Source organism: Marinobacter sp. SS8-8, from assembly GCF_030540945.1.
Classification (GTDB): domain Bacteria; phylum Pseudomonadota; class Gammaproteobacteria; order Pseudomonadales; family Oleiphilaceae; genus Marinobacter.
Genome location: NZ_JASSVN010000002.1, coordinates 37,186 through 62,097, shown reverse-complemented (window position 1 = coordinate 62,097; position 24,912 = coordinate 37,186). Strand labels below are relative to the sequence as shown.

The following is a 24,912-nucleotide window of genomic DNA, read 5'->3' as shown; positions in this document are numbered from 1 at the left end:
TGAAAAATTTAGCAGGACTGGCAACGAGTTTGTCCCAGTCGATGGAGCTACAGGTTTAATCATGCGGTTACCTATCAGGTACAACGGGAACTACATAGTCGAGTTCGATCAATTGAAGGTTCACGGTCGGGAGGCGGCTGGTGGATATGGCCTTACCTTTGTGATGCGAGGCAATCGGCTGCCTTGCCACAGTCAAATGATGTTATTCGATATAACCCTGTCGATCGCCTTGGCTGATCCTTTACGGCCCCTAGTAACTTCGGTTCCTTCTTCAACTCGTATCATTCGGTGCCACAGCTTTTCGAGCAGTGAGCAAATTGACTTCGAGATGGTACTCAGTGGGTCACAGGTAAATTCGCTCGAGGAGTATCGTGAGGAGAATGATCTTAAACTGAATCTTGGGTTGAGGGCACTGGTTACATCGGACGATGAACTGACTTCGAGCTTTGATTGCACGGATATTACTGTGCCTCGGGAACAGTGGCTGGATGCGCTGAGAAATGCCGAATATCGGAACACTCTTTTGTTCGAAGTTCCGCTACCGAATGCTTCAGGCGATTTGAAGGCATTGTTTTCAAAGGCTCAGGAATTTATCGAAATAGGGCACTACAAAGATGCTGTTATGCAGTGTCGGCACATTGTCGAGCAGGTTGAAGCGTTGCGTGAGGATAAGCAGGCATCGGCCGCTGCTAACAGGAAAGCACATTCCAGTGACCGGAAGGATATGAGCTCTATAGAGCGCCTGATGAGTCTTCGAGAGCAGCTCAAGAATATTTGTCAGTTGGGGGCTCATGGCAATGAGGAGTTCACGCGCTCTCAGGCGAGGGCGGTTTTAGGTATGACCATGGCTTTGCTGGCGGAACCCACTGTGGGGTTTGTTTCCGGACAGGAGTGCACTGAGGAGCAATATTAATGGCAGTCCAACACGGCATCTGGAAGATCGGTGAAAAGCCCCAGACTTTGTCAACGGTGAAGTTGGAGAGCGAGTCGCTACTTGAAGAACAAATCACCAAGGACATCTCCATCCTAAGCGACAATTGGTTATTGATTGGTCGCCAGGTATACACCGACTTCGGTAAGTACATTGATTTGCTGGCCATTGATGCGACCGGCTCCATCATCATTATCGAGCTCAAGAAGCACAAAACGCCCCGGGATGTCGTTGCGCAGACCATCGATTACGCTGCCTGGGTCGAGAACCTCTCCTCGGAAAAGTTCGTCCAGATATACGCCGAGTTTGCAGAGAGGCACGGCCTTCCTGAAAGAACCTTCGATCAGGCCTTCAAAGCCAGGTTTGGAGTGGCGCCCGTCGAGGAGGAGATCAACAGCTCCCACCAGATGGTGATTGTTGCCGCGGAACTTGATGCGAGCACCGAACGCATCATCAACTACCTCAATGATAAAGCCAGTGTTGCGGTGAATGCCGTTTTCTTTTCCGTATTCCGGGATGGGGAGAGTTTGTACCTCAGTCGGTCCTGGATGATTGATCCTGTTGAGACGGAAGAGCGTGCAGCAAATACAGGGCAGAAAGGTGACTGGAACGGTGAATTTTATGTCAGCTTTGGCACCTCGCCGGGTGGGCGCAGCTGGGAGGATGCCGCAGAGTATGGGTTTATTTCCGCAGGTGGTGGGCGTTGGTATAGCAAAACGTTGTTCATGCTCAAACCAGGTGATCGCGTTTGGGTAAATATCCCAGGTACGGGCTACGTTGATGTAGCAGAAGTGTCCGGCCATCCGGTAGTTGCCGATGAGTTCATCACCGCGGATAAGACGATACAGGGCCAATATTACATGGCAGCAGATTGTGGTGAGGACGAGGCCGAGTATTTTGTGCCGGTAGATTGGCTTCACAAGGTTCCTGTCACCAGCGCAATCAATGAAGTTGGTCTGTTTGGCAATCAGAATTCAGTGGCCCGGCCACGCACGCCAAAATGGGAGCACACAGTTACTCGGCTGAAGGAGCTCTGGCATATTGCTAAATAGGAAGAAGGACGCCCAGGCCTTAACGCAGGTGTTAATTTTAGCTCAGGGATATAGCGGTAAGAAACGTTACATCACAGTAAACAGTTTTACCTGCCACCTTGATCCTCATTGCGTTTTTATTTTTAATTCGTTGAAAATCATGAGTTAATTTTATGGCACGCTTTTCGCTTTCCTTTTGGCAAGAAAAGAAGGAAAGCGCAAAGTTATTTTAATCATGACAGTTGACTTGTAGCACCAACTTATTCAATTAGGAGTACCAAGGATGTTTGATCCAAGTAAATTTACTACCCCCTCTGCCAAACCGCTTCCACTCGTTCTGCTTCTGGATGTCAGCTCCAGTATGTCCGGAGAGAAAATCGAAAACCTTAACAAGGCTGTCGAGGATATGTTGGATACCTTTGCTCAGGAAGAAAAGATGGAGACTGAGATTCTTGTTTCCGTCATCACTTTCGGCAATCAGGTTGAGCTGCATGTTCCCTACACCAAGGCTTCTCAAGTGCAGTGGCAAGGTCTTCAGGCAAACGGTATGACCCCGATGGGAACCGCCCTCAAGATGGCCAAGGCCATGATTGAGGACAAGGAGACCACACCGTCCCGTGCCTACCGCCCGACGATTGTTCTTGTTTCAGACGGGCAGCCTAATGACAGCTGGGAAAGGCCGCTGGAGGACTTTATCTCCGAAGGGCGCTCTTCCAAATGTGACCGCATGGCAATGGCTATCGGACGTGATGCGGATGAGACGGTTCTGAAGCGTTTTATCGAGGGCACGCCCCATGACCTTTTCTATGCGGAAAATGCCGGGCAGCTGCATGAGTTTTTCCAGCGAGTGACCATGTCGGTGACCATGCGTACCCAGTCCAAGAATCCGAACCTGGTACCGGCCCCGTCGGAGATCAAACTGGACGGCGGCAGCGTCAAGTCGGCTAAAGCCGGATATACAACCGCTTCATCCGATGATGAAGGTTACTGGTAAACAAAAATCTGGAGGTGAATTATGCCACAGGCAATTGGCGATCCTGATGAACTTGACCGTTTCGCGCAGTCTTTGATGCAGTTCATCGATACTTTGAATGAAGCGGTTAACGGTTTGAATCATAGCTTTGGTGCCCTCGGGGATACCTGGCAGGACGAAAAGCGAGCGAGTTTTGAAGAAGACTATAACGCGCTGGTGCAGCAGCTTTCTCATTTTGAGGCAAACGCATCGGAACAGGTCCCTTATCTTCACGCTCTGGCTTCACGTTTAAGAGATTATTTACAGAGTTAAGGTGGGGAATGGCGTACGTATCCGTTGGACAAGTTGAGAACCTCGAGGAGGCAATAGCCGGTATCCAGTCGGCCTATGACTCCATGGAGAGTGCTTGTCAGGCCCAGATTGCTGCGGCTGAGGCCAAGTTGGCCGAAGCACAGCAGGAGGCCGACAACAGCGCTCAACTGCTGGACGCTGCGATGGAAGCCGAAATGGAGGCCGGGCAGCAGCTGGAACAGGCTAATGAGCAGCTTGCTTCAGCCAATGAGCAGTTGAGTTCCGCTCGTTCATCTCTTTCCACCTGCGAAGCGAGTGGCAGCCATGATGAGGAGGGCAACTATGAACCGCCCAACTGTTCATCTGAAGAGGCCGATGTAGCCGCCGCAGAATCTTCGGTCGCCGAAGCGGAATCTGTTGTTGCGGCTGCTGAGGAAGCTTTGGAAGCGGCAAAAGACCATCGCATGCAGATGGAGCAGCGAAATGAAATGGCCCGGCAGTGTCTTGATATGGCAACGCAGCTGGCGGAAACAGTTCAAACGGAGTGTGCAGCCCGGCTTGCCAGTGCTGCGGCTCACCTTGAAACAGGAAAAGCCCGGCTGGAAAGCGCCAAGGCAGCTCTCAACGCCTATCTCGATACGCACCCGCCAGCAGCGGAATTTTATTCATGGCTGAAATGGTCTCCGGACCCTAATAAACCGATTACGCCAAAAGAGCTGCATTCACGGCTGAATCTATCCGTTGAACAGCAGCGCTACTATTTTGAATACCTCGTCGATCGTGATCCGGCTTTCAGGGCAAAGATTACAGACTACAGAAGTCAGCTTGAAGTCGCTAACGGTGCTGCTGAAAGGCATGCAGTTCAGCTTAAGATTCGCCGAAACCTGAGCGGCTACTGTGGCGAAAAAATTGTGGAAGAGGCATTGGGTCCGCTAGGACATAGAGCGGATACGCAGGCACGTACTACATTTGAGGACGGTCGATTTACTAAAACCGATCTGATCATCGAGGATCTCAAAGTGCCGGTTATTCTCGGTCGTGGTGAAGGCATGAGTGCTCCGGCCGGTGGTTCTGTCGCCATTGAAGTGAAATGCGGCCGGGCTTCGTACCTTTATTCTCAGAAAGACCACATGGTTTTCCAGTCCGGCGGACATCAGGAAGCCAATGCGTCGATGACGGTATGTTCACGCGACATCAAGGATTTAACTCCAGAGCAGGAAGAAGAGCTGCGTGAAGCCCTTCGGATTGCCGGATCGCCATTAATAGGCATGCTCCCGACAAAAGACGAGATCGACAAAGTCTGCTGGGACATGGTGATCGGTTCTAATGCAAAGAAAGGAGGAACTCATGAAAATTAAAATCGCTCTGATACCGAGTGAACACACCAGCCAAGCTCGGGATCTTTCCTCCAAGCTCCAGAACGCGATGGAGGCAGGTGAGATGAGTGCTGTCGACCAGCTCACGGAAGAACTGATTTCGCTAACGGATAGCAAGCATTCCCGTTCCTTGTTGGAAGAATACTGGCACCAGGTGATTGAAAAGGTCAGAAGCTCTGATGACGATTTTAAGTCCGACTACATCATGGCCAAGCCGCAACTCGAGACGATTATTTCAGCCGGTGTGGCTGAATCATTTGCGGACGTGTCAAGTGTTGTAGAGCAGGCATTAAAGTCTAACGGTGTCGTCCTCCAGCTACCGGTTGAAGAGGAGGATGTCGATGATTGAAGATCTATTCAATATGACTTCACAGCAGATGGGCAAATTTTCGGACACAGTCAGGGACGAGTTTGGTCATTCAATAACTTCGGAGGTTTTCGAGCCTCTTTTGAATGACATCTCCGGCCTCCGGCAAATTGGAGAATTATTTCAGACCAGAGCCGCTGAGATTGACCAGCTAACAGGAGAGCTGCAATCGATAGGAAATATGTCCCATGAGTAACAGCCAGAAGAACAGGGAGTCCATGCCTAAACGTCTGTTCGCCGCTGTTGGTGCATTGAATTATGCCGTTGCTCAAAGAGATCAAAAGGTTGACCGCATTGAGAAAGACTACCCGGGCGAAAAACTCAAAACAGAAGCTTACAACACCCGAAAACAGCTGCTTGCCTCTGTCAATCAGGAGTTTGAGAAGGAATGGGTTTCGGCCCTGAAAAATCTTGATGATCTGTGCAAAAGAGTTCGCCAGCGCCAGCCGCATCTGAATGAGTTAACAGCCGAAAATATCAACACGGGCACGCGTTTCCCTGACGCTCTGGCATTCGGGCGCATGTACCTTACCTATCAAAACTGGAAAGGGTATATCCCACGACTGATTCCTTTTCCTTTTAAAAAATCGCTTTGGCTACCCGACCAGACCACAGGACACCGGTTGATTCACCAGCTGATGCTCCGGCTGATGCACTGCATGCCGGTCGGCAATGTTGAAATTACTGCTGCAGATCCGCTGAGATTGGGCACATCTCTGGACCCGTTTCTTTCTCTGTTGAAAGTAAAACGGCTCTTTCCCGAGCAGCGATTGCTGACCCGGTCGGACGAACTGGAAAATGCTCTGGCCCGGTTAACGGACTATGTCGAAGACCTGCTTCAGAAAAAATTCAGGGGAGAGATCAAGAGTTGGTCCGCCTACAACGAGGCAAACAGTAACAATCCCATACCGTATAAACTGCTGCTTATTTTCGGAGTGCCGGAACAGTTGACGGACAAAAGCCTCTGGTACCTTGGCCGCCTTTTGGAACACGGCCCTGTCTGCGGCGTGCTTCCGGTATTGACCATTGATGAGGATCGGCTGGAGGATCGCAAGTTTACAGGGCTGCGCACCGCGATAGACAAATATTCCAAGAGAATGGATTCCATTGTCCCGGCAGAGATTCTGACCAGGCATATCTCTGAAATTAGTGTTGTGGAGGAACAGGAGTTCTGGCCCGGACGTTCTGAACTGACAAATTTTCTGGCATCCATATCTGACCAATATGAACAGAGCTCAAAATTCAGCAAGCGCCTGACTGACCTCTGGTGCAATTCGGACTACTGGGAACACGATGCTGTTCAGGGCCTGCAGGTGCCGATTGGCTGGACTGCAGATGGCGAGATCGTTCCTTTCTCAATTGGCGGGGTGAATACAGAACACCATGTTCTTCTGGCCGGTCGTTCAGGGTCAGGTAAATCAAATTTGCTCCATGTTCTGATTCATAGCCTCTGCCACACATATTCACCTTCGGAGTTGAATATCTACCTGCTGGATTACAAGCAGGGTACGGAATTCAGTATTTATGCTTCCCCTCCACTTCCTCAGGCAAAACTGGTGGCTACAGAGAGTGATCCCGAATACGGGGTAACTGTTCTGGCGCATTTGACCGAGGAGCTTGAAAAACGGGCTCAAGAGTTTAAAAGCCGGTCAGTCCGCGACTTTTATGAATACAGGGAATCTTCAGCAGCTGAACTCCCGCGTATTCTGCTGATTATCGATGAGTTTCAGATCCTGTTTTCTGAGGGACGTCAAGTGGCCGAACCCGCAGAGAAAATGTTGAACCAGCTGCTAAGGCAGGGACGGGCCTACGGCATACATGTGCTGCTGGCCACCCAGACACTGAAAGGAATCCAGTCTCTTTCAATGGGCCAGCTGATAAGCCAGATCGGCTGCCGGATTGCTCTTGCCTGCAGCGAGGAAGATTCCGCGATGATTCTTGGCAACAGCAACTGGGATGCCTCGAAACTAAGCAGCCCACCGGAGGGAATCGTTAACAACTCCAACGGGGCAAAATCGGCAAATCAAAGGCTTCTGATTCCATTTGCCGATCGAGGACTGTGCAAGGATCACATTACCAAGATTGCTCAGATCGCAGGGCAGCGTGGTTACTGCGGCTCAACAAAAATATTCAACGGTTCGCGACTGCCTGAAATGCCGGTACCTGATTGGTTCAACTCAAAAAGCCACGAGGCGGTGCAACTGCATCTTGGTGAGCGTTTGAGTTTTGAGGCAGAGCCGCTCTCACTGACACTGGTTAACCGGCCATCATCGAATTTACTGATATCCGGCTATAACGACGCAATCCACGACGGACTGCTCGCCTCCATCCTTCAAAGTTTGGATGCTCAGAACGGTATCGATGAGATCATCTACTTTAACGGGCGCTCCATTGTACCGGTAGGTGCATCAAAATATCTCGACGGTTCCGGGAAGAGACCCGTTTCAAAGCACGAGAGTGTTTCCGCGCTGAATCTGGCCGGGATCTCCGATGAATTACAAAAAACCAAAAGGATCCTGCTCATAGACGGCTTGGATTCTACGAAGGAATTCCACGCCGGACCGGCGAGCTTTCGAACGATGAAGAAAGATGAGTTGCCCTTACCACAAGAGAGCATAAAGAAAATCCTTGAGGGTGGCCCCTTGCATGGGACATTTGTGATCGCGTTTGCAGATAACTGGAAACGCTGCAATTCAACATGCAAAGACCTTCTTGGGTTCTTTGAGATGCGCGTCGGATTCTGCATGAATGAAGATGATGCTGGCTCATTCGTCAGTGGAGCAATAGGAAAGTTTAAAGGACTTGAAACAGACAATCGCGCTGTCTTTGCCGATCGCTTGAAAAATCAGGTTAGTTGGTTCCGTCCATACATAAATGGGGAGTGTCTATGAAGAAATATTTAATGACATGGTACGGAATGACTGATTTCAGGGCCTCACTCGGACTGGAGCAGACAACCGGCCCCGTTCTGGGAGCTTTGCTGGCGGATGAATACACCGATGTGATCATTCTCGGTTTTACGCACCCGGATAAAATCGAAAACAAAGCTGATGAATTTCAGCAAAAAATAGCCGATGTTGAAGGCTCTGACCCGGTTACTGCGAGACAGTTGATAGACCTGTTTTCAAATACAGGGGATGCGCACCATCATTTCAATAAATGGTTAAAGAAACAGCTTAGGGATGCCGGTAAAAAAGTCGATGTGCGTTTTCACCCTGTGGGGCTGACGCACCTCAATGACACGGAAGGTATCTATGGGGCGGCGACTCAATCCCTGAATGCCGTTGCGGCATCTGAAGGTGAAAAGCTCGTTACGCTCTATCTGAGCCCGGGGACTCCGGTTATGGCATTCGTCTGGGCTTTTGCGGCCCTGAGGCACCCGACTTTAAAAAAACGTCTTATCGCATCTTCTCTGCCTGGAAGACCTCCGGAAAGAATCGTCCTGCCGAACGAGTGGCTGGAATGGCACGGAAGACAGGTTCGAACAACAAATACGGAATCTGATCAGTATGATACTATTTTTCACTTGTTCGGCGAACAGCGAATGCCGAACCTGCTTGGTGTGATCCAGTTTTCAAGTAAGAAGCATATCTTCGTGAATTCCGCACAGTTCCCTGCCGATGTCATGAAGCAGTTTCTTGGAGAAGCTGAATACGGTGAAATTGCGGTGGACCCGTATGACCCCGAAAACGTCCGGTCAACTATTCTGGATCTGATCTCAAAAATGCCCGCCGATGCGAAGATCGGCTTCAACTTAACTGGCGGAACAAAGTTGATGTATGCGGGGGCTCTTGCCGCCTGTCGCAAGGTGAATGCAACGCCATTTTATTTCAATAGCCGCAACCATCAAGTAGTTTATCTCAATGACTTTAAGACCGTTGAAGCAAAACGGATTCCATCGGTAGAGACCTTTATCCAGCTCAACGGCAATAATCTGTTTATCTCAAAATTAGGTCATTGGTCTGATATCCCTGGTATTGAATCCCCTGACCGGAAAAGTCTGACCAATGAGCTCTGGCAGTCGCGTTCCAAAATTTCACGACTCTATAGAGAACTATCCCGTTACAACGACAGCTTTCAACCATTTGAATTGAATAATGGAGATATCTACGCAAAGCTCACCAAGGATAAAAATGCGAAGATAAGCATCGGCGCTAAACACTTTGAGTTCAAGGAATGGCCGGATTTTGCCAAATATCTCTCTGGCGGATGGTTTGAAGAATACACCTTCATGAAGCTTCAACCCCTTGTTGATGTCGGCTTGATCAAGGATATGCGCATTGGCCTTGAGGTCTCATTCAAAGGAGACGATGCCGACAAGAGCTCATCAAGTTTTAGCGCACAGCTGAGCAACCTGTTTGGGGATACTTATCAGGAGCTTGATATTACCTTCACGGACGGGCGACGTCTCTACGTCATCGAATGCAAAGCTGGCAATGTGAACAGCGAGCATGTCATGAAGCTCCAGAATATTGTCCGCTATTTTGGCGGAATTGAAGGCAGAGCTGTTTTAGCCTCATGTTTCTACCCGAAAAACAAAGTCGTAAGAAAGAAGATCGACGACTCGAAAAACCTGCAGTCAGTATCGGGTAACAGCCTGTTCAGGCAACTGGAAGAAATGATTCAACCCGGAGGGCGTCATCGATGAAAGTACCCCTCTATATCATTGTTGATGTTTCCGGCAGTATGAATGAGATGGGCAAAATCCATCTTCAGAGTAATTTGTGCCGTTATGCGGCTCAGCTGCGGCTCATAGATCAGGAAAAATACTCAGGCTCTGACATCCGCTTTTATCAATGGGCACAGAACGTTTCCGAGGTCGCTTTGGGAAGCGACGGGGATATCCCTGCCTTAAACGCTGAAGGCTCCTCGAACCTATGTGTTCTCTCCGATTTTATGTACCAGTATCTGAATGATACCGGGAGATTAATGGTTCTCATTCTGTCTGACGGCAATTTCCCCAATTCAGACATCGTAAGCTTTAAGAACCAACTGGGCACATTCAGCGACCTGATCATCCGGACAGTTGCCGTCGGCGCTGATGCTGACTTGTTGAAGTTGAAGAAAATTTCCACAAATAACACTGTTTACCTTTCGGAGAACATAGCTTCAGCGATTGCCAGCACAATCTTTGGTTCTGATGAGCCGTTGACCGCGCCAGTATCCACAGCCCGGATTCTGGAATCCGCACCGGCTGAAACAGAAGAACCAGAGGAGGATTGGGATGCTTGATCAACTCTGGAATAGCTGGGGTGCTTCAGTAATCGGCCCCCTACATATTAAAGCCGGGATTCCCAATCAGGATTCCTGGATGGCACGCAGGTATAAATGGGGAAATGTCGTTGTTGTATCGGACGGACTGGGCAGCAAGGCACATTCAGATCACGGTTCAAAAGCCGCCTGTCTGGCTGTATTTGAGGCAGCCAAGAGCTACCAGAATACCCCTGATGCCAATATCGTTGATATTTTAAGGCTGATTCATGCCAACTGGCTCGTGAAAATAGCTCCGTACTCTTCAACAGATTGTTCGGCCACATGCCTTTTCGCCATCCAGATCGAAGGGATTATCACTCTTGGCCGCCTTGGTGACGGCATGATTGCCGCCCTTGGAGAAACTGGCGAAAACCACCTTATTCTCAGTGATAACAAACAGGATTCCTTCTCAAACTACACAAACAGCCTTCAACAGGAGTTTAAGCCAGATCAGTGGGAAACCGCGACGATTAAAAGCGCGACATGCAATGCAGTTGTGCTATGCACGGATGGCATATCCGATGACCTGTTACCTGAAAAGCAGATGACTTTTGCACAGGAACTCTACTCCACTTATGCAGACCTGGAGTCGGAGGAAAGAAAGAGGGATCTTAAACGTTGGCTCAATGAATGGCCGGTTCCGGGACACTCCGATGACAAGACGATTGTCTGTCTGTTTAAGAAAGGAGGTTCCCAATGAGTCAAAGATTCAACGAGTATGTGGATGAATATCAGAATGTACACATTCAGGACAAGGTGCTCGGGCAAGGAGGCCAAGGGGTCGTTTTCCGTACCAAGGACCCTGATCTGGCGATCAAGCTTGTTACAGATGAAAGCGGAACTCCGGTCACCGATGAGGAGTCGGTGGAACGGTATTCAAAGCGCTTTAAGCGCGTCCGGCTCCTGCCTCTGCCAGAAAACCTGAATATATCAGTACCGGCAGCTCTGCTTCAAAACAATGCCGGTTATGTGATGCAGCTTTTGAGTGAAATGGTTCCGTTCAGTCATTTCTGGCTCGATGGCAAGTCCGCAGAAAATATTGGTCCAGACGATATCCCGGCATGGCTTTCGGCAATGCCGGAGAACGAAGCTAAAAAGATTGTTCATTATTATAGAACCGGTGGGCTCAGACGCAGACTTCATGCGCTCTACAAATGCGCATCATTGCTGGCACGCCTTCACGGCAATGGCATGGTCTATGGTGACATCTCTCCCAACAATATCTTTATTTCAGAAGGGCTTGATGATTCAGCAGTCTGGCTAATTGATGCCGACAATATTCGATTTGAAATCACCACAGGCGGAAGTGTTGTTTACACACCAAAATACGGAGCCCCCGAGCTCGTTCAGGGCAAAGACGGCGGAAGACCTTCTAGCGATTGTCATGCGTTCGCGGTCGTGGCTTTCTACCTTCTTTCGCTGATTCACCCTTTTGTCGGAAAAAAGGTGGATGGAACAGATGAAGGCGACTGGGCTGATGAGGAAAATGATGGCGAGGATGTTGAAGATAAAGCCTATGCAGGGCTGTTCCCTTGGGTTGATGACCAAGATGATGATTCAAACTCTTCCGACAGCGGTCTGCCCAGATCCCTTCTCCTTACAGAAAAACTGATCACTTTATTTGAGGGCACATTCGGCCCGGGCAGGACATCCCCATTGCTGCGGCCGACCATCTATCACTGGCCTGAAGCTCTCGCTCAGGCAGCGGATATGACCGTCACGTGCCCGGGCTGCTCGATGAACTATTACTATGATTTCATTCACCCGGAAACAGAGGATCAAAATTGCCCTTACTGTAAAACGCAGAGGCCGCAGGTGCTCATTCTTGAGTCTTATCGATGGAATGGACCGGACAAACCCATAAACTCACCATGCTGGCGATATGTACGTGAGATCTCCCAGGGGTCAGAACTGACAGTACCGAGACGAGTCTTTGATGAGTTTGAAATGCTTGATTCGGATACAGCAGAGGTGCTCATCTCTTCGAGCAACAATGGCATTCTGATTAAAAAGTCAGACCATGGCAAAGCCGATTTGTCCGTTGCTGCTGACAGTCACCCGCAAAGAGGTTTTCAGAAGCTCTATTCACAGATGAAAATAGACCGGGTAACGCCGGATGTTCAGTTCTGGATGTTCGCACATTTGAATAGTCCTCGGTTGGTTAAATGCATGATCAGCGGAGGTGGCAAATGCGACTGAAAGATATAAATGCTGAAATCACCTTTGAATTATGGTTGAAACCGGAGCTGACCGGAGAGACTCCAAACATTGGTATTGGATATATCGCACCCAACAATACCGGGCAGGCATACAGATTGAGAATCGATGGCCAGCAGTGGAGCGTTCAGCTTCGTGATCCCTCGGCCGGAAAGGATCTGAATTTTCACCTGAAAAGAGGTTGTGCGCATCTAGCCGAGGTAATGCAGGTCGCCAAGGACGGTAGTGCGCTTGTTAAAATCATTTTTTTCAATGGTGAAATCGTTGAAATTGGCGACGTGGAGATCGGCATTGATGAGCGCATAGAATCAACGGCTAAAAGAAATGGCATTCGCTTCAATGGAGCGGAAGAGCTGGGGAGCGTATTAAACGATAAATGCAAAATCAGCGTTGGCGGCGAAGATTTCTTTCTGCTCATGAGCGGTCCATCCGCCAAGGCTGACTTTGAAGCGGATATTCCTGAGGATGAAGACTCGCCCGATTCCCAAGCCGTTGTGCAGGAGAGGTACCGGGAATTCGCTATCTATGGTGATAGAGTTCGTATCCCGGTTGAAAGGCGCAATGTCGATAAGTCAAAGGACATCTATTTTGCGACTAAGGCGGTCTTCAAGGAAAACCAGAAGAGTGAAGGATCATTGCGTCTGGCAAGGGGTGCGGTCCAGTTTTCTGACTACACCAAGACAGGTCGCATTCGGGCTTTAGCCGCTGGAGCGATGAGTCAGCTTACCAAGGAGACCGGAAGTTACTTGAAACAGTGGGACGAGTACGGCGCAATTGAAGGTGAAATGCTGCTGGCCCGGGCCAAAGCTGTTGGCAGAATAGACTATCATGGCACTGAACAGACAACAAAAGGCGTTAAGTTCTTTGTGTCGTCTATTCCGGATCAACTTACCGAAGGCGATGAGATAGAGATCACCTCCGATGAGCCTTTATACCTCAAGAATCCGGATCTTACATGGGAAGCCTACAGCAAGGCTCTGGAAGAAGAATTCGCAACCAAAAAGGATCGGAAAAAGAACGATGCTGAAATGCCAGTTTCTGTTTATGCCCCTATCCTTAAGATTTCAAAAACCAGCATTGAATTGGATCTGCCGTCAATTCCGTCTGGTCAGATGTTTTTGATTCTGTCCATCAATGGCGACAAGATTCAGATTGAAAGACGAATGCGGGCACGTTCAGCCATTCTGGAAGGACGCTGTGCTAACCCGCTTCTTGGCCTGCTGATTGAAGAAGGAGGAACGCTCCCGGACATACAGCGCGTCACCAAACTGAAGCCTTTGACGTCCTTTGTGAGAGAGAAAATTTTCAAGCATGATCCAACTCCTAAACAGATAGAGGCCATCGATGTCGCATTGAACACCCCGGATATTGCTCTTGTTCAGGGGCCTCCGGGAACAGGAAAAACAACTGTTGTTACAGCTATTCTTGAAAGGCTCAATGAGGAATATGACAAAACCAAGTCGATAAGAGGTCAGATACTTGTCTCCGGTTTTCAGCATGATGCCGTTGAGAACATCGTTGCCAGGCTGAGTGTTAATGCACTTCCGGCAGTTAAGTTCGGCAGAAGGTCCGGTGACTCGGAATTTACGGAAGATGCCGTCACTGAAAAAATTAACAAATGGTGCTCCAATGTCGCCGAGAATATTCGAAACAAAAATCCTCAAATCGCTCAGACTGAGGATCAGGTAAGACTGGCAGAGCTGTTTGTCGCATATTCATTGTGTCCTTCGAAGAACAACACAGTCAGTTTAATGAAGCGTATTCTGGATTTGCCCAGAGACGTGATTTCTGAGGATATCACCAGTGAGGCTGAAGAAATCATCAATTCCCTGCAAACGGAACTGAAGCCGAATGATCCTTTCACCTTGCGGCTTGTTCGAGCCCTGCGTGTCAGTGAAGCAGCCTTTGTTGACGACGGTGCCGCAAGAGCTGTCGATTTGCTGGATAAGATCGAAGACGAACCTGCTAATCCGGATTTAAGCGTTCTTGAAAAAGCGGCCCGTTGGCGCAGCGGTAAGCCGTTGAGTTTTCTTCCAGAGCTTAGAGAACTGAAAGGATCTCTGCTCTATAAATACCTGCCTTCTCCCGATTTCAGGACTGAAAAACCAAGAGAAGATGTTTTGAGATTGGTGGCAACGGTATCTCAGCTTCTGGAGAAAAAACTCAATTCAACCAATAAACGGGATGCAATTCTGGCTGAGTTTTTACATGAGCTTGAAGACAATCCTGATGGCGTTCGTGAGGCCATAGAGGACTACAACTTTGTGTATGCTGCAACCACTCAACAGGCGGTAGGGAAAGATATCATCCGCTCAAAGAATAAAAACGTCCGATATGATCAGCGAACGGAAATGGTCAAGTACGACACGGTCATCATAGATGAGGCTGCGAGAACCAGCCCGCGAGACCTGCTTATCCCAATGTCTCAAGCTGCAAAAAGAATAATTCTTGTCGGGGATCACAGGCAGCTGCCTCATATTGTAGATGAGGATATTGTACGAACCGTTGAAGAAAAGCTGGGTAATCAGGATAAAACTGAATCAGACTATGTTCGAGAAAGCATGTTCTCTTATTTGAAGTCACGCCTGTTAAAACTCGATAAAGATCAAAATTATAAACGCGGCAGGGTAGTTACGCTGGATGCACAGTATCGAACTCATCCGTTGCTTGGTGATTTTTGTAGTGCGAATTTTTACCAGAAACACAACGAGGGATATAGCTCTCCATTAGGCGCAGAACATTTTAATCAGCAACTTCCTGGTATCGAAGAGAAAGCGGCAGTATGGATTAGTGTGCCAAATGATTTAGGGAAAGAGCGCCGTCTTGAGAGTGGTAGTCGTGAACGAGAAGCTGAAGCAAAAATTATCGCCAAAAGAGTAAGTGACTGGATTAAGTCATATGAATCCAGTGCGGACTTTATGAAAAAGCTAACCAAAGATGACAAGCACCCAGGTTTAAGCTTTGGTGTAATTAGTTTTTACAAGGCTCAGGTAATTGCTGTGTATAAAGCTTTGAAAGAATATGGCATCACAGAAAAAGCTCAAGATGGAACATGGCAGATATGTCAGGAGTATCGTGTTCTTGAAAATGGTGAAGAGCGGCTCCGCATCGGCACTGTTGATGCCTTTCAGGGTATGGAATTCGATATTGTGTTTCTTTCCATGGTGAGGTCTCAGGATATGAACGCCTTGCCGCCTCATATACGCAACGAGGAGGATTACAAAAAGAAGCAGCAAAAACTATTCGGTCATCTCATGTCGGAAAACCGCCTATGTGTGAGCATGAGTCGCCAGAAGAAGGTCTTAGCCATTGTGGGAGACGGCGTCCTTGCAAACAGCCAGATAGCTGTGGATGCAGTTCCTGCTCTGAAAAACTTCTATGATTTGTGCCATGAAAAGGGGGTGATCCTATGAGTGCCTCCTCTATTAGAACTAAGGCAAAAGATCATCGGCCTAAAGTAATTAGTTTCCGCACAGCATTGGATGGATTGAACATCGCCGCCAGACAAAGTGTTCTATGGCCATGTCACGCCTTCAACATCTCTATTCCGCAAAAGAAAAAGAGCGGCCTCAATGTGTTTGAAGAAACTGTCTTGAGGATAACAGAGATTGAATCCGGCGATACAGAAAATATTGCGCTACTCACTTGTCTGGAAAAAGAGCTGGTGGCTTTCATTCAGAATCGCCTCAACCAACTCGGTCTTTTGAATGACCGCTATGAGTTGTCTGAGCACGGACAGGACCTTTTGAACGAGTGGCAGAATAAATCAGACGGAAATCTGGAATACACCGTGGCCACAGTGTTTGTAGATCTGCTGTCTGGGAAGCTTCTTCCCTATGTCAGCACGGAGCAGCTGAGCTATAAAAAAATCTCAAGGATTGGTGACAATGGATTTATTGATTTTTTAATCAATCCAACCAATGAGAAGTCGAGGGTCAGTGCAAGACAGATACGCCCTTCAAAAGACTCTTTCTGGAAAGCAGTTCCTGACTCCAACGATGTCATCAGAGCTATCAGGGAATTTAAGAAAAAATATAAGCGGCATGCCCTGTTGAACCAAGCTGTCGATCAGTATCCGCCTCCAGTTCCAGTGGCTGAAGCCATAACCTTACATGAGAATCCGGAACTGGTTTACCTGCGTTGCAAGGTCCTTATCCAGATAGGTAATTCTGACCTTCTGGTGACGGATGGATGCGGCTTTGGCTTCTCTGAAAGCTTCGCCAATTACCTTACTTCTCAGGACTGGCAGTGGGTCATAGACTTGAAGAATAAAGGTGTTATTGACAAGCTGAGCCCCGACCAAAGCAATGAACAGGCTGAGGATGAATCTTCAGTGGCGGACGGGTTGAAGAGATATCCACGGATAGCTCGCCCACTTCGACGCGCACAAGAGTATTTGTCATACGCAGAAAAGATCGAGGTTGATTCCTCCAATGATGAGCAGGAATTCGCCCGTTTGACGGGCTTGGCGGTAGTCGCCTTGTATGAAGCCATAGAATGGGCACTGCGATTTGTTGTAACTGATACTCCTGTGACTCACTGGGAACGTTTGTTCTCATCACAGTCTTACCGGGAAAATGACAAGATACTGCGCTCGTTTGCTATCAAGATTGGGTTTGATGTTTCGGACAGTGTGAAGGCGCTGCTTCAAGTGAAACCCGGCAAAATCAGAGCCGTTGACCGTGGTGTTTCCGAGATGCAGCCGTTATTGGCTCTGGCAATAGCCGGGGCGATAAACGACCCCAACCATCCGCTTCACCATCTGGCCATTGAGGACTCTGGGTGTCTCTCTTTTATCAATGCGCTGAAAGAAGTCAGGGATCCGGTGTCCCATGGAAGCTCAACAGATGTTGAACTCTCACCGGAAACCCTCGAGGGCTACCGCGATAGAACCATTCGGCTCATCCAGTCGCTAATACCGGATATAACCGCAGTTGCCTATACAGCCACATCAAGGCAGGAAAGAGATATTGATCAAGTCAGATTGAAGGCCAGGATCGAACTGGACATGTCATTGGGACTTGGATTTGTTCAAGCTGTTTCCCCGTCTTTGCGGGAAGAGTTGGTCAAAGCGACGATCTTAAGCCAGAGGGAGACTCTGGATAACGAGCAGCTTCAGCGCTACATAAATGTTTTGGCGTCCATTATGCAGCTGTCGTTATTTGAAGTCGCTAAGGGTAGGGCATCATCAGTCAAAAACCAGGCAAACTTGAGGGATGAGGCGATTGAAAAAATCGTTCAATCCGGGTTTTATCCAGCGCCTGATGCCATCCCCGAACAAATCAGTACGGTAAATACCAAACGACTCTATCGAGCTGTTCAGGGTTCAAGCACAACTCTGGGAGCTCACCTTCTTGCGGTTTTCCTATTGGGATCAGAAAGTGAACTGATCGAGTTCCAAAAATCAGATCCAACATTCGTTGATTTTGTTGCCAATTTGATCCGACTGCGTGGACACGGCAATAAACAGCAATCTGACTTTTCACGGGACGACATGGAGTCGTTGAAAAACAATGTATTCAAAGCAATCAAGATAATAACGGAGGTCTTCTAATGGGCAACAAGAACAAGCAGAGCGCCCAGTCTTCTGCCGATAGTGAACAGGCAGGTCAGGCTGATAGAACTATGAACGTCACAGAGGCTGGCCTCCTGAATAAACAGCAGGAACTGAAGGAATTGGAAGACTCTCTGACTCAAAAAGAAACGGTTATTGCCCAAAAGGAACAGGCGCTAAAGGCCGCTAAAGACGCGATAGCCCAAAAAGAAGCGGAGCTGAATGACAAACGCGTTCATCTTGAAGAGATGGAGCTTCAGGCAAAGAACGGCTTTCCGAAACTCTTTGAGGAAAAGTTCGCAGCATTCAAAAACCAATTGGCACAGCGGGAAGCTCAGTGCGCAGGCGAGCTGGAATCTCTTGAAGGCGAAAAGGAGAAACTGCGGCAAAGAGAGGTAGCAGTTAAAAAGGCTGAAATCCAAAGGGATAATGGGTATGCAGATGCCCGGGCAGAGCTTGATGACGAACTCTTCAATCTTCGAAGAGAACAGGAAAAGGAGCTGGAGTCAAAACGGGCAAGCGCTTTGACTGCCATTGAAAAAGAACTTTCGGAGGAGAGGGCATCTAGAATAGCAACCCTGGAACAAGAGATCGCTGATCGACTGGAAGCTCATGAGGCGGCGATTCAACAGGAAAAAGATGACCTCGAACAAGAAAGAAAGGCGTTCCTGAAGGACCAGGCAGAGCTTGATGAACTTAAGGATGAACTTGAGTATCAAAAGCAGCGCCTTCAATCCCGCAAAGACAGCCTTGAGGAAAGAGAAGCCAATTTGAACTTTGAGGTGGATGCCAAGGTTGTTGAACGGAAGCAATCGTTCGAGAATGAGAAGTCTGCGCTTAATGATGAAATTGCACGTTTGAGAGAATCTATCAAAACGAGCAGTGCTCTAATTTCAAACTTTGAAGAATTGAAGCATAAGCTCGGTGATGAAGACCCAGCCGCTGTTTTACTGAAACTGAAAACCTATGAAGAGGAAATTAAAAAGCTGCGCGATGACCTTGCCACACGCCCAACGCAGGAGATGCGGGAAGCTTTTGATCGCTTGAAGTCCGAACAGAGCGAACTGCAGCTGGCCTGTGAGCGACTCTCTGAAGAAAATGAGGCTCTCAGAAGTTCAGTACGCGCACAGTCGGCTCTTGAAATGCAGGTAGCGGAACTGACCGATAAAAACAAATCTCTGCTGAGGCGGTTTGAATCAGTGGATGCCGACAATAACCGATTAATGGAGGAACTTAAACGTTTACAGTCCTCGTACGAACGGGAACAGGACCGTGAGGCAAGGATTCGGGACATTGAAACTCCATACATTCAAAAGGAACTGCCTCGTGCGGTGGATAAAGTTGAAGAGCTTCAATGGCTGGACGGGATCAGTAAATCCTGCATCGATTATGGGCTGAGATTCCCACGGCGAATTTTACACGCATTCCACACTGCTCTAAAAACTTCAGAGTGGTCTCCTATGACTGTTCTGGCAGGCGTAAGCGGAACCGGAAAGTCCGAGCTGCCAAGGCTATATTCACATTTTGGCGGCATAAACTTTTTGAGTCTGTCCGTGCAACCGAACTGGGACAGTCAGGAATCCATGCTTGGTTTCTTCAACTCTATCGATAACAAGTTTGATGCCCAGCCTGTTCTGCGTTTATTGGCACAAAGTCAAAAGGCTCAAGCTGAAGGATATCCTTTCGGCCTTGAAGATGTCATGAGTCTGATATTGATGGATGAAATGAACCTTGCCCATGTCGAACTCTATTTTGCGGAATTCTTGAGCAAGCTTGAGCTGCGGCGCGGTCGCAAAGGCAATGAGGTGCCGAGCCTTGAAGTTAAGCTGGGCGCAGGTATCCAACACTATGATCTGCCCTTGGGAAGAAATGTGCTCTGGGCAGGAACTATGAATCAGGACGAGACAACCAAATCCCTCTCAGACAAGGTCCTTGATCGAGGGATTGTAATCAACTTCCCCCGGCCGACCACCCTTGAAAGACGCCGTCAGCTGAAACCGTTGGGCGATCAAGCTCCTCTGCTGTCTCGTAAACTGTGGGAGAGTTGGTGGTGCAGAGAAAGTAAATTCAACGACGATCAGATTTTGCCATTCAAGGGGTTCATCGAAGACATGAACACCTCGCTGTCCAAGGTTGGTAGAGCTCTGGGGCACAGGGTGTGGCAGTCTATAGAGTATTACATGGCTAATTATCCAGATGTGTTGGAAGCCCAGAGAAACAACGATGACGCAAGCTTGGGCAAAGCAATGAAAGTTGCCTTTGAAGACCAGCTTGTTCAAAAGGTTATGCCAAAACTTCGAGGAATTGAAACCCGAGGGAAATCAAAATTAGACTGCCTAGATAAAATACGAACTCAACTAGTCAATGACGATTATAACATCGTAGAGGACTTCGATCTTGCTTGTGAATTTGGCTATGGGCAGTTTATCTGGAATAGTGCTAATTATTTAAAAGATGATGCATTTTTGAATGAGCAAAATAATAACGATTCCAGAGAGGTCATAATTGCCTCATCTGAACAATTAGATGTTCATAATAGTTCAAGTGTGGGAGGTAGTCTTATTCCTAGTAAGCTCAATAAATTTGCCAATGATAATCAAAAGAAGCTTTGGCAGCTAACCACAAACGAAATAATGAGCGCCATGTCATGTGACGTAAAAGAAGCGAAATCACTTAAGGATATGTGTAATAAGACAAAGGAGTCATAGATAATGGAAAGAACCATTGAATTTGACTCTATTGAATCTGTTTATAGCGGGCTAAACGATAAGGATGAGGTAAAGACCCAAGCAAATTGGATACTTATCGTTCGCAACTGGCTGACGGAAGTATCAAGCTTCGACCCTGTTTCCGGGCATGCCCTGTATACCGGCATTGTCGATTTTTTGGATGCTGTGGCGAAATCGTTGCAGGATGCGTCACCTGAGGGTGAGATAAAAGACCGTATCTATCGAATTGTGTCGCACACGAAGGAAGCTGTTCTGGCAATCATGGAGCATACTCGGGATAAGATATTACGAGAGCATGCCATGCTGCCAATACATGCGGCAAGAGAGGTTGACAGCAACAGTGTGCAATGGCTCAGCCGTCAGCCGGGAAGAACACTCCGCGAGAAACTTTCCGGTAAACCTTATATCAAGGCTGTCAGGCGGAGATCCAGTGTTGATACGGCAGAAAACCGACTATTAAGAGCTTTTCTATTCCGGCTGGAGCAGATTCTGATTGAAAGACAGTATGCTTTGTCTGCAGCGGCAGAAGAGACCTGTGAGGAACTGCTTGTTTCCCTCCAGCGCTGGCTTAGAACTGAAGATGCCGCTGAAATTGGCAATTGGGGCAATCTTCCGCCCAACAACACGCTTCTTCAGGATAAGCGTTATCGAAAAGTCTGGGATGGTTGGCTCTGGCTCCAAACCATAGACGAGCAGATTACAGGGGACAGCAAAAGAGTCCATAGCGATATCCTCAGCGTTATTTATTGGAATACCCTTTCCTTGCTTAACGATAGTGGTCGTTTTCGAACAGTTCAGCAGCCGGTCGGTCTCGACTATGATAATTTTTCTATAGCTCCAGAATTGCCCGTTCGGGGATATTTGTTTCCTGCGTTCGACTCAAAGATCAATGGGAAGATAAAGTTCATAAAGCCCGATAAGTCATTCGGGTTTATCACCTCTGATGATGGAAGAGACCTGTATTTCAACATATACAATCTATCCCGAAAATTAGACATCAATTCACTATCCGCTGGAGATGAAGTTTCTTTTGTTATCGGCAGCAACCGACAGGGCGAATGTGCTGACGACATAACCCTTCCAGCAGGAATCATCCCTGTCGATTTCAATTTGACGGGTGATAAATGGAGGATACAAATCGGTGAGGATAAGTATTTATTACAGATCGTTTCCGAGAATCTGGTTATTGAGCAAGTTCAGGGCGCAAAAAAGAAAATAAAAATAGAGCCAGCATCTCTCAAAGAGATACCGAAGGCGATACTGTCATTTGTCGCGGATGCCTCGTTTGAATACTCTGCGCCGACAAATAATCAAAGTGATCCAATACGGATAGATAGATCTGTTGTTGACCTGTGTTCTATCCGTCCGACGTTCACGAATAATATAGGCTCTCAGGCGCATCTGCCGTTCAGGTTGCTACAACAGCGCTGGCCCTTAAATATTAATGGAGGGGCGGTAATAGACTGCGGTTACGCAAAATCAATCGCCCTGTATTCCGATATTGAAACGGTTAGCATGAGGAGCCTCTTTTCACATAGCTCAACACTGCCCGATGACACCAAAAGCAGTGCATCGATGTTTTTTATTAAAAAGTTGAGTGAATATATCAAGGCGGACAAGCTGACCTATCTTGTCCCCGATTGGGGCAATGACTTCGATCTGGAGGGAATAAGAAAAAGCGTCAATTTTTATTTTGGCGATTCGACACCGCTTCCCAAAAGCATAGCCGCTATCTTTGCATGGCAATCATCGAAGAAATTTGTACAGGACAGAGTTCGAGAGAAAGATTTTGTGCTGGTGGTTGATTCATTTGACGGCGGCATTTCAATAACCCCAGTTCAGGCAATATACCAAAAAGAGCTGGACGAAATATTGCCTGAGACACAAGGCATTAGCTGGGAAAGACATCCTACGGTTATTAATCCAAACAGAGGCATTCATACTGCCATGGCCCGCAATCTTGACCGTAATGGCTGCCAGACATCTGAAGAACTCCTCCATTTGTTCGGCTTCGATGGTTTAGTCAGTGATTCCGGGCAGGTGTCTTTTGTGAACGATGATCACTGGTATCACTTGCCGGATTCTATTCGAGAGGCTCTGACTCAGGATCTAGATCTCAACATATTATCAAACCACGCTATCAGTGACTGCCTGAACTCTACAAACGGGGATTCTCGGGGAGTTGGTGTCTTTATCCTGCCTCTTGAAGATACAATGAGGAAACCTGATGTGCGAATGGATTACAAGTGGCTGGGCTCTGCATGGTCACCAATTAAAGGCTGCCAGACTTTAAACAGATGGCAGAAAGAAGTTGATGACATTGCCCTTTGGCGTGATCATCTGCCAGAGCTGTCGATCAGAATTGTACGTGATGGGCTCTTTGAAAATTTCTATCTGGTAAAAGATGCAACAGTGACACCGCAACGTGGCAGAACTGTGAATATACCAGTGGAAGAGTCATTTACTCTTCCAGCCGGACAAATGCATTACAGTTTTCCTCTACAGCAGGGAGAAGGCAATAAAGAGCTACATTTTGTTGCATACCTGAAATCGCCAGCATTCCCTTTAAAGAAGGCCACGGCCTGCAAGCTGAAGATGACCTATACTTATGGCGCTGATGATCCATACGAACTGAGATTCATTCCGCTGGATTCAGCGGAAGCAGGTTTTAAATCTATTCGAGTTGAGTGGCGTTCAGCTTCAGAGGGCGAGGTTGCCGATCTTGAGAACTTACCGGTTCCAGATTTCCCGGCCCGTAAAAGCTGGTCCGATTTTCAGAAGTTTCCTAAAGAAGATGGCAAGAGCTTCTCTGACCTTCTGGACTGGTGTTGCTCTAAACTTTCTGTTTTGGACGAGCTAAGCTCGTTCAATCATGAACAGGAAGTTCAAGCTATCCTTAGTAGAAGGAAAGTCGGCCATTTTGACTGGGGAGCCACTGACCGCAACGGGAAATATTATTGCCGAGTCGATGTTGAGGGCGATAGTGTTTTTTGCCACAGCTCTAAATTTATTGAGGCAGTTGATGAAAACTCCCTACATGAAGGGTGCTCGGTATATCTGGATGTTTTTACAAATGAAAAAGGTTCTTCTGGAGCAAATATTTCGTTTTCAGAGAGCTTGCCTCCGAGCCTCCAGGAGACGGCACAGGATACCATCAATGGGAAGTTTTCTAGAATGATGAATAATGCTGAAAAAGGAATCTTCAGCCTTCGATTTCCTGCATTAACTATCTGGAATCACGGTCACTCCCTCTCAGAGTCAGATGTCCCTGACCATTTTAGAAGCTCGATATTTGAAGGGGTAGAAAGTGCCCTTTCAATAATTGAATCTGATAGTACGTCCGACACTCTTAAAGAAGAGCTTTTCTTCTTTTTGTGCTGCCTTCACAAGGACGCCCCAGGAATTGTGAGAAGTCGACTACTTGATGCGGTTAAGGATAAACAGCTTTTACGGAAGTACTACAGGAATATTGCATTTTCCATCGGTAGTGCCGAGTTGCCGTGGCAAAAGATGTTATTGGATAATGTTATAAATCCTATTGATAGTGAGGGGTTAATCAGATCCATCACTATGGAGGTTTTGTCGATAGCCTTCTGGCGCTCTAAAGAGTTGGTTCTTAAGTTGACTGAAGAGGAAATGCAAAGCTTAGGACGAAGCCTATATGGGTGCCTCGAATTTGACCTCCAAAAAATCGTAAGAGATGGAAAAGGATATCAGATCGCAACCCTCTGTAAGCATTTAGAACTACTTCTTGCGCTCTTGAGAGGCCGAGCGAATGAGGGTAAAGCTTTCAAAGCAATGTTAGCTCCAGATAAGGATCTGACCAAAAAATATGTAAACTTGGTGGAGGAGGTCTCAAAAATAGTGATTGAAAACAATATGGAACTAAAGTCCCGAATCAGCCTTAAAATTGATAAGCCTGAATTGTTCCGCAGTACTCCAGATCTGCTATATGTATTGCGAATGTATTTAACCGGTGAATCCGGAGCAAATACTATTGTTATCACAGGAGTTAGTGATGCAGAGTGAGTGACTTTTTAATACCTCCTTTTCTTTCACCAACAACCTCGACTTTCTGTAGAGCCTTGCTTTCCGGTCCATCGTGAACACCCATTCAATTCGGATTGCCTCAGATTCTAGGGAAATAGCAGAGCCTCTAATATCCGGCGCTATTCACCAATTGAGTTGTA

At 47.7% G+C, this 24,912-nt stretch carries 16 protein-coding genes; all 16 read left to right on the top strand.

The window, feature by feature from the left end; genetic code table 11:
• Positions 1 to 61: 61 nt before the first annotated feature.
• The 16 genes from QPL96_RS02265 to QPL96_RS02190 all read left to right on the top strand — a co-directional run bounded on the left by QPL96_RS02265 (position 62) and on the right by QPL96_RS02190 (position 24,751).
• Positions 62 to 913 carry a hypothetical protein gene (locus QPL96_RS02265; RefSeq protein ID WP_303285304.1) on the top strand — a complete coding sequence of 284 codons (852 nt, stop codon included), beginning with the start codon at positions 62 to 64 and terminating at the stop codon, positions 911 to 913.
• Entirely contained in the window at positions 913 to 1,983 is a 1,071-nt protein-coding gene (locus QPL96_RS02260) for an endonuclease NucS domain-containing protein (RefSeq protein WP_303285303.1), read from the top strand. The genes QPL96_RS02265 and QPL96_RS02260 overlap by 1 nt, the downstream gene beginning before the upstream one ends.
• 262 nt (positions 1,984 to 2,245) lie before the next feature.
• The gene (locus QPL96_RS02255; RefSeq protein WP_303285302.1) at positions 2,246 to 2,956 is read left to right on the top strand and encodes a VWA domain-containing protein; all 711 of its coding nucleotides are present in this window, start codon (positions 2,246 to 2,248) and stop codon (positions 2,954 to 2,956) included.
• A gap of 21 nt (positions 2,957 to 2,977) precedes the next feature.
• Complete coding sequence (locus QPL96_RS02250) at positions 2,978 to 3,247, top strand: WXG100 family type VII secretion target (protein ID WP_303285301.1); 270 nt, start codon at positions 2,978 to 2,980, stop codon at positions 3,245 to 3,247.
• Between the two features lie 8 nt (positions 3,248 to 3,255).
• Positions 3,256 to 4,584, top strand: a complete 1,329-nt coding sequence (locus QPL96_RS02245) for a hypothetical protein (protein ID WP_303285299.1) — start codon at positions 3,256 to 3,258, stop codon at positions 4,582 to 4,584.
• The gene (locus QPL96_RS02240; RefSeq protein WP_303285298.1) at positions 4,574 to 4,951 is read left to right on the top strand and encodes a hypothetical protein; all 378 of its coding nucleotides are present in this window, start codon (positions 4,574 to 4,576) and stop codon (positions 4,949 to 4,951) included. Before QPL96_RS02245 ends, QPL96_RS02240 begins: the two co-directional genes overlap by 11 nt.
• On the top strand, positions 4,944 to 5,165 hold the full coding sequence (locus tag QPL96_RS02235) for a hypothetical protein (protein WP_303285297.1): 222 nt from the start codon (positions 4,944 to 4,946) through the stop codon (positions 5,163 to 5,165). Before QPL96_RS02240 ends, QPL96_RS02235 begins: the two co-directional genes overlap by 8 nt.
• On the top strand, positions 5,158 to 7,860 hold the full coding sequence (locus tag QPL96_RS02230) for an FtsK/SpoIIIE domain-containing protein (RefSeq protein ID WP_303285295.1): 2,703 nt from the start codon (positions 5,158 to 5,160) through the stop codon (positions 7,858 to 7,860). The genes QPL96_RS02235 and QPL96_RS02230 overlap by 8 nt, the downstream gene beginning before the upstream one ends.
• Positions 7,857 to 9,617, top strand: a complete 1,761-nt coding sequence (locus QPL96_RS02225) for a DUF1887 family CARF protein (protein WP_303285294.1) — start codon at positions 7,857 to 7,859, stop codon at positions 9,615 to 9,617. The genes QPL96_RS02230 and QPL96_RS02225 overlap by 4 nt, the downstream gene beginning before the upstream one ends.
• Positions 9,614 to 10,201 carry a hypothetical protein gene (locus QPL96_RS02220; protein ID WP_303285292.1) on the top strand — a complete coding sequence of 196 codons (588 nt, stop codon included), beginning with the start codon at positions 9,614 to 9,616 and terminating at the stop codon, positions 10,199 to 10,201. The genes QPL96_RS02225 and QPL96_RS02220 overlap by 4 nt, the downstream gene beginning before the upstream one ends.
• On the top strand, positions 10,194 to 10,922 hold the full coding sequence (locus QPL96_RS02215) for a PP2C family serine/threonine-protein phosphatase (RefSeq protein WP_303285291.1): 729 nt from the start codon (positions 10,194 to 10,196) through the stop codon (positions 10,920 to 10,922). Before QPL96_RS02220 ends, QPL96_RS02215 begins: the two co-directional genes overlap by 8 nt.
• Positions 10,919 to 12,421, top strand: coding sequence for a serine/threonine protein kinase (locus tag QPL96_RS02210; protein ID WP_303285290.1), 1,503 nt, complete (start codon positions 10,919 to 10,921; stop codon positions 12,419 to 12,421). Before QPL96_RS02215 ends, QPL96_RS02210 begins: the two co-directional genes overlap by 4 nt.
• A complete protein-coding gene (locus QPL96_RS02205) occupies positions 12,412 to 15,852 on the top strand; it encodes an ATP-binding protein (RefSeq protein WP_303285289.1) in 3,441 nt (1,146 codons plus the stop codon). The genes QPL96_RS02210 and QPL96_RS02205 overlap by 10 nt, the downstream gene beginning before the upstream one ends.
• A complete protein-coding gene (locus tag QPL96_RS02200) occupies positions 15,849 to 17,993 on the top strand; it encodes a hypothetical protein (protein WP_303285286.1) in 2,145 nt (714 codons plus the stop codon). Before QPL96_RS02205 ends, QPL96_RS02200 begins: the two co-directional genes overlap by 4 nt.
• Entirely contained in the window at positions 17,993 to 20,701 is a 2,709-nt protein-coding gene (locus QPL96_RS02195; RefSeq protein ID WP_303285284.1) for a chromosome partitioning protein ParA, read from the top strand. The genes QPL96_RS02200 and QPL96_RS02195 overlap by 1 nt, the downstream gene beginning before the upstream one ends.
• 3 nt (positions 20,702 to 20,704) lie before the next feature.
• The gene (locus QPL96_RS02190) at positions 20,705 to 24,751 is read left to right on the top strand and encodes a DUF2357 domain-containing protein (protein WP_303285282.1); all 4,047 of its coding nucleotides are present in this window, start codon (positions 20,705 to 20,707) and stop codon (positions 24,749 to 24,751) included.
• Positions 24,752 to 24,912 lie beyond the last annotated feature (161 nt).

Excerpts from the sequence above, each read along its gene's own strand:
- QPL96_RS02265 (WP_303285304.1), top strand. The coding sequence starts at position 62 with ATGCGGTTACCTATCAGGTACAACGGGAACTACATAGTCGAGTTCGAT.
- QPL96_RS02260 (WP_303285303.1), top strand. The coding sequence starts at position 913 with ATGGCAGTCCAACACGGCATCTGGAAGATCGGTGAAAAGCCCCAGACT.
- QPL96_RS02255 (WP_303285302.1), top strand. The coding sequence starts at position 2,246 with ATGTTTGATCCAAGTAAATTTACTACCCCCTCTGCCAAACCGCTTCCA.
- QPL96_RS02250 (WP_303285301.1), top strand. The coding sequence starts at position 2,978 with ATGCCACAGGCAATTGGCGATCCTGATGAACTTGACCGTTTCGCGCAG.
- QPL96_RS02245 (WP_303285299.1), top strand. The coding sequence starts at position 3,256 with ATGGCGTACGTATCCGTTGGACAAGTTGAGAACCTCGAGGAGGCAATA.
- QPL96_RS02240 (WP_303285298.1), top strand. The coding sequence starts at position 4,574 with ATGAAAATTAAAATCGCTCTGATACCGAGTGAACACACCAGCCAAGCT.
- QPL96_RS02235 (WP_303285297.1), top strand. The coding sequence starts at position 4,944 with ATGATTGAAGATCTATTCAATATGACTTCACAGCAGATGGGCAAATTT.
- QPL96_RS02230 (WP_303285295.1), top strand. The coding sequence starts at position 5,158 with ATGAGTAACAGCCAGAAGAACAGGGAGTCCATGCCTAAACGTCTGTTC.
- QPL96_RS02225 (WP_303285294.1), top strand. The coding sequence starts at position 7,857 with ATGAAGAAATATTTAATGACATGGTACGGAATGACTGATTTCAGGGCC.
- QPL96_RS02220 (WP_303285292.1), top strand. The coding sequence starts at position 9,614 with ATGAAAGTACCCCTCTATATCATTGTTGATGTTTCCGGCAGTATGAAT.
- QPL96_RS02215 (WP_303285291.1), top strand. The coding sequence starts at position 10,194 with ATGCTTGATCAACTCTGGAATAGCTGGGGTGCTTCAGTAATCGGCCCC.
- QPL96_RS02210 (WP_303285290.1), top strand. The coding sequence starts at position 10,919 with ATGAGTCAAAGATTCAACGAGTATGTGGATGAATATCAGAATGTACAC.
- QPL96_RS02205 (WP_303285289.1), top strand. The coding sequence starts at position 12,412 with ATGCGACTGAAAGATATAAATGCTGAAATCACCTTTGAATTATGGTTG.
- QPL96_RS02200 (WP_303285286.1), top strand. The coding sequence starts at position 15,849 with ATGAGTGCCTCCTCTATTAGAACTAAGGCAAAAGATCATCGGCCTAAA.
- QPL96_RS02195 (WP_303285284.1), top strand. The coding sequence starts at position 17,993 with ATGGGCAACAAGAACAAGCAGAGCGCCCAGTCTTCTGCCGATAGTGAA.
- QPL96_RS02190 (WP_303285282.1), top strand. The coding sequence starts at position 20,705 with ATGGAAAGAACCATTGAATTTGACTCTATTGAATCTGTTTATAGCGGG.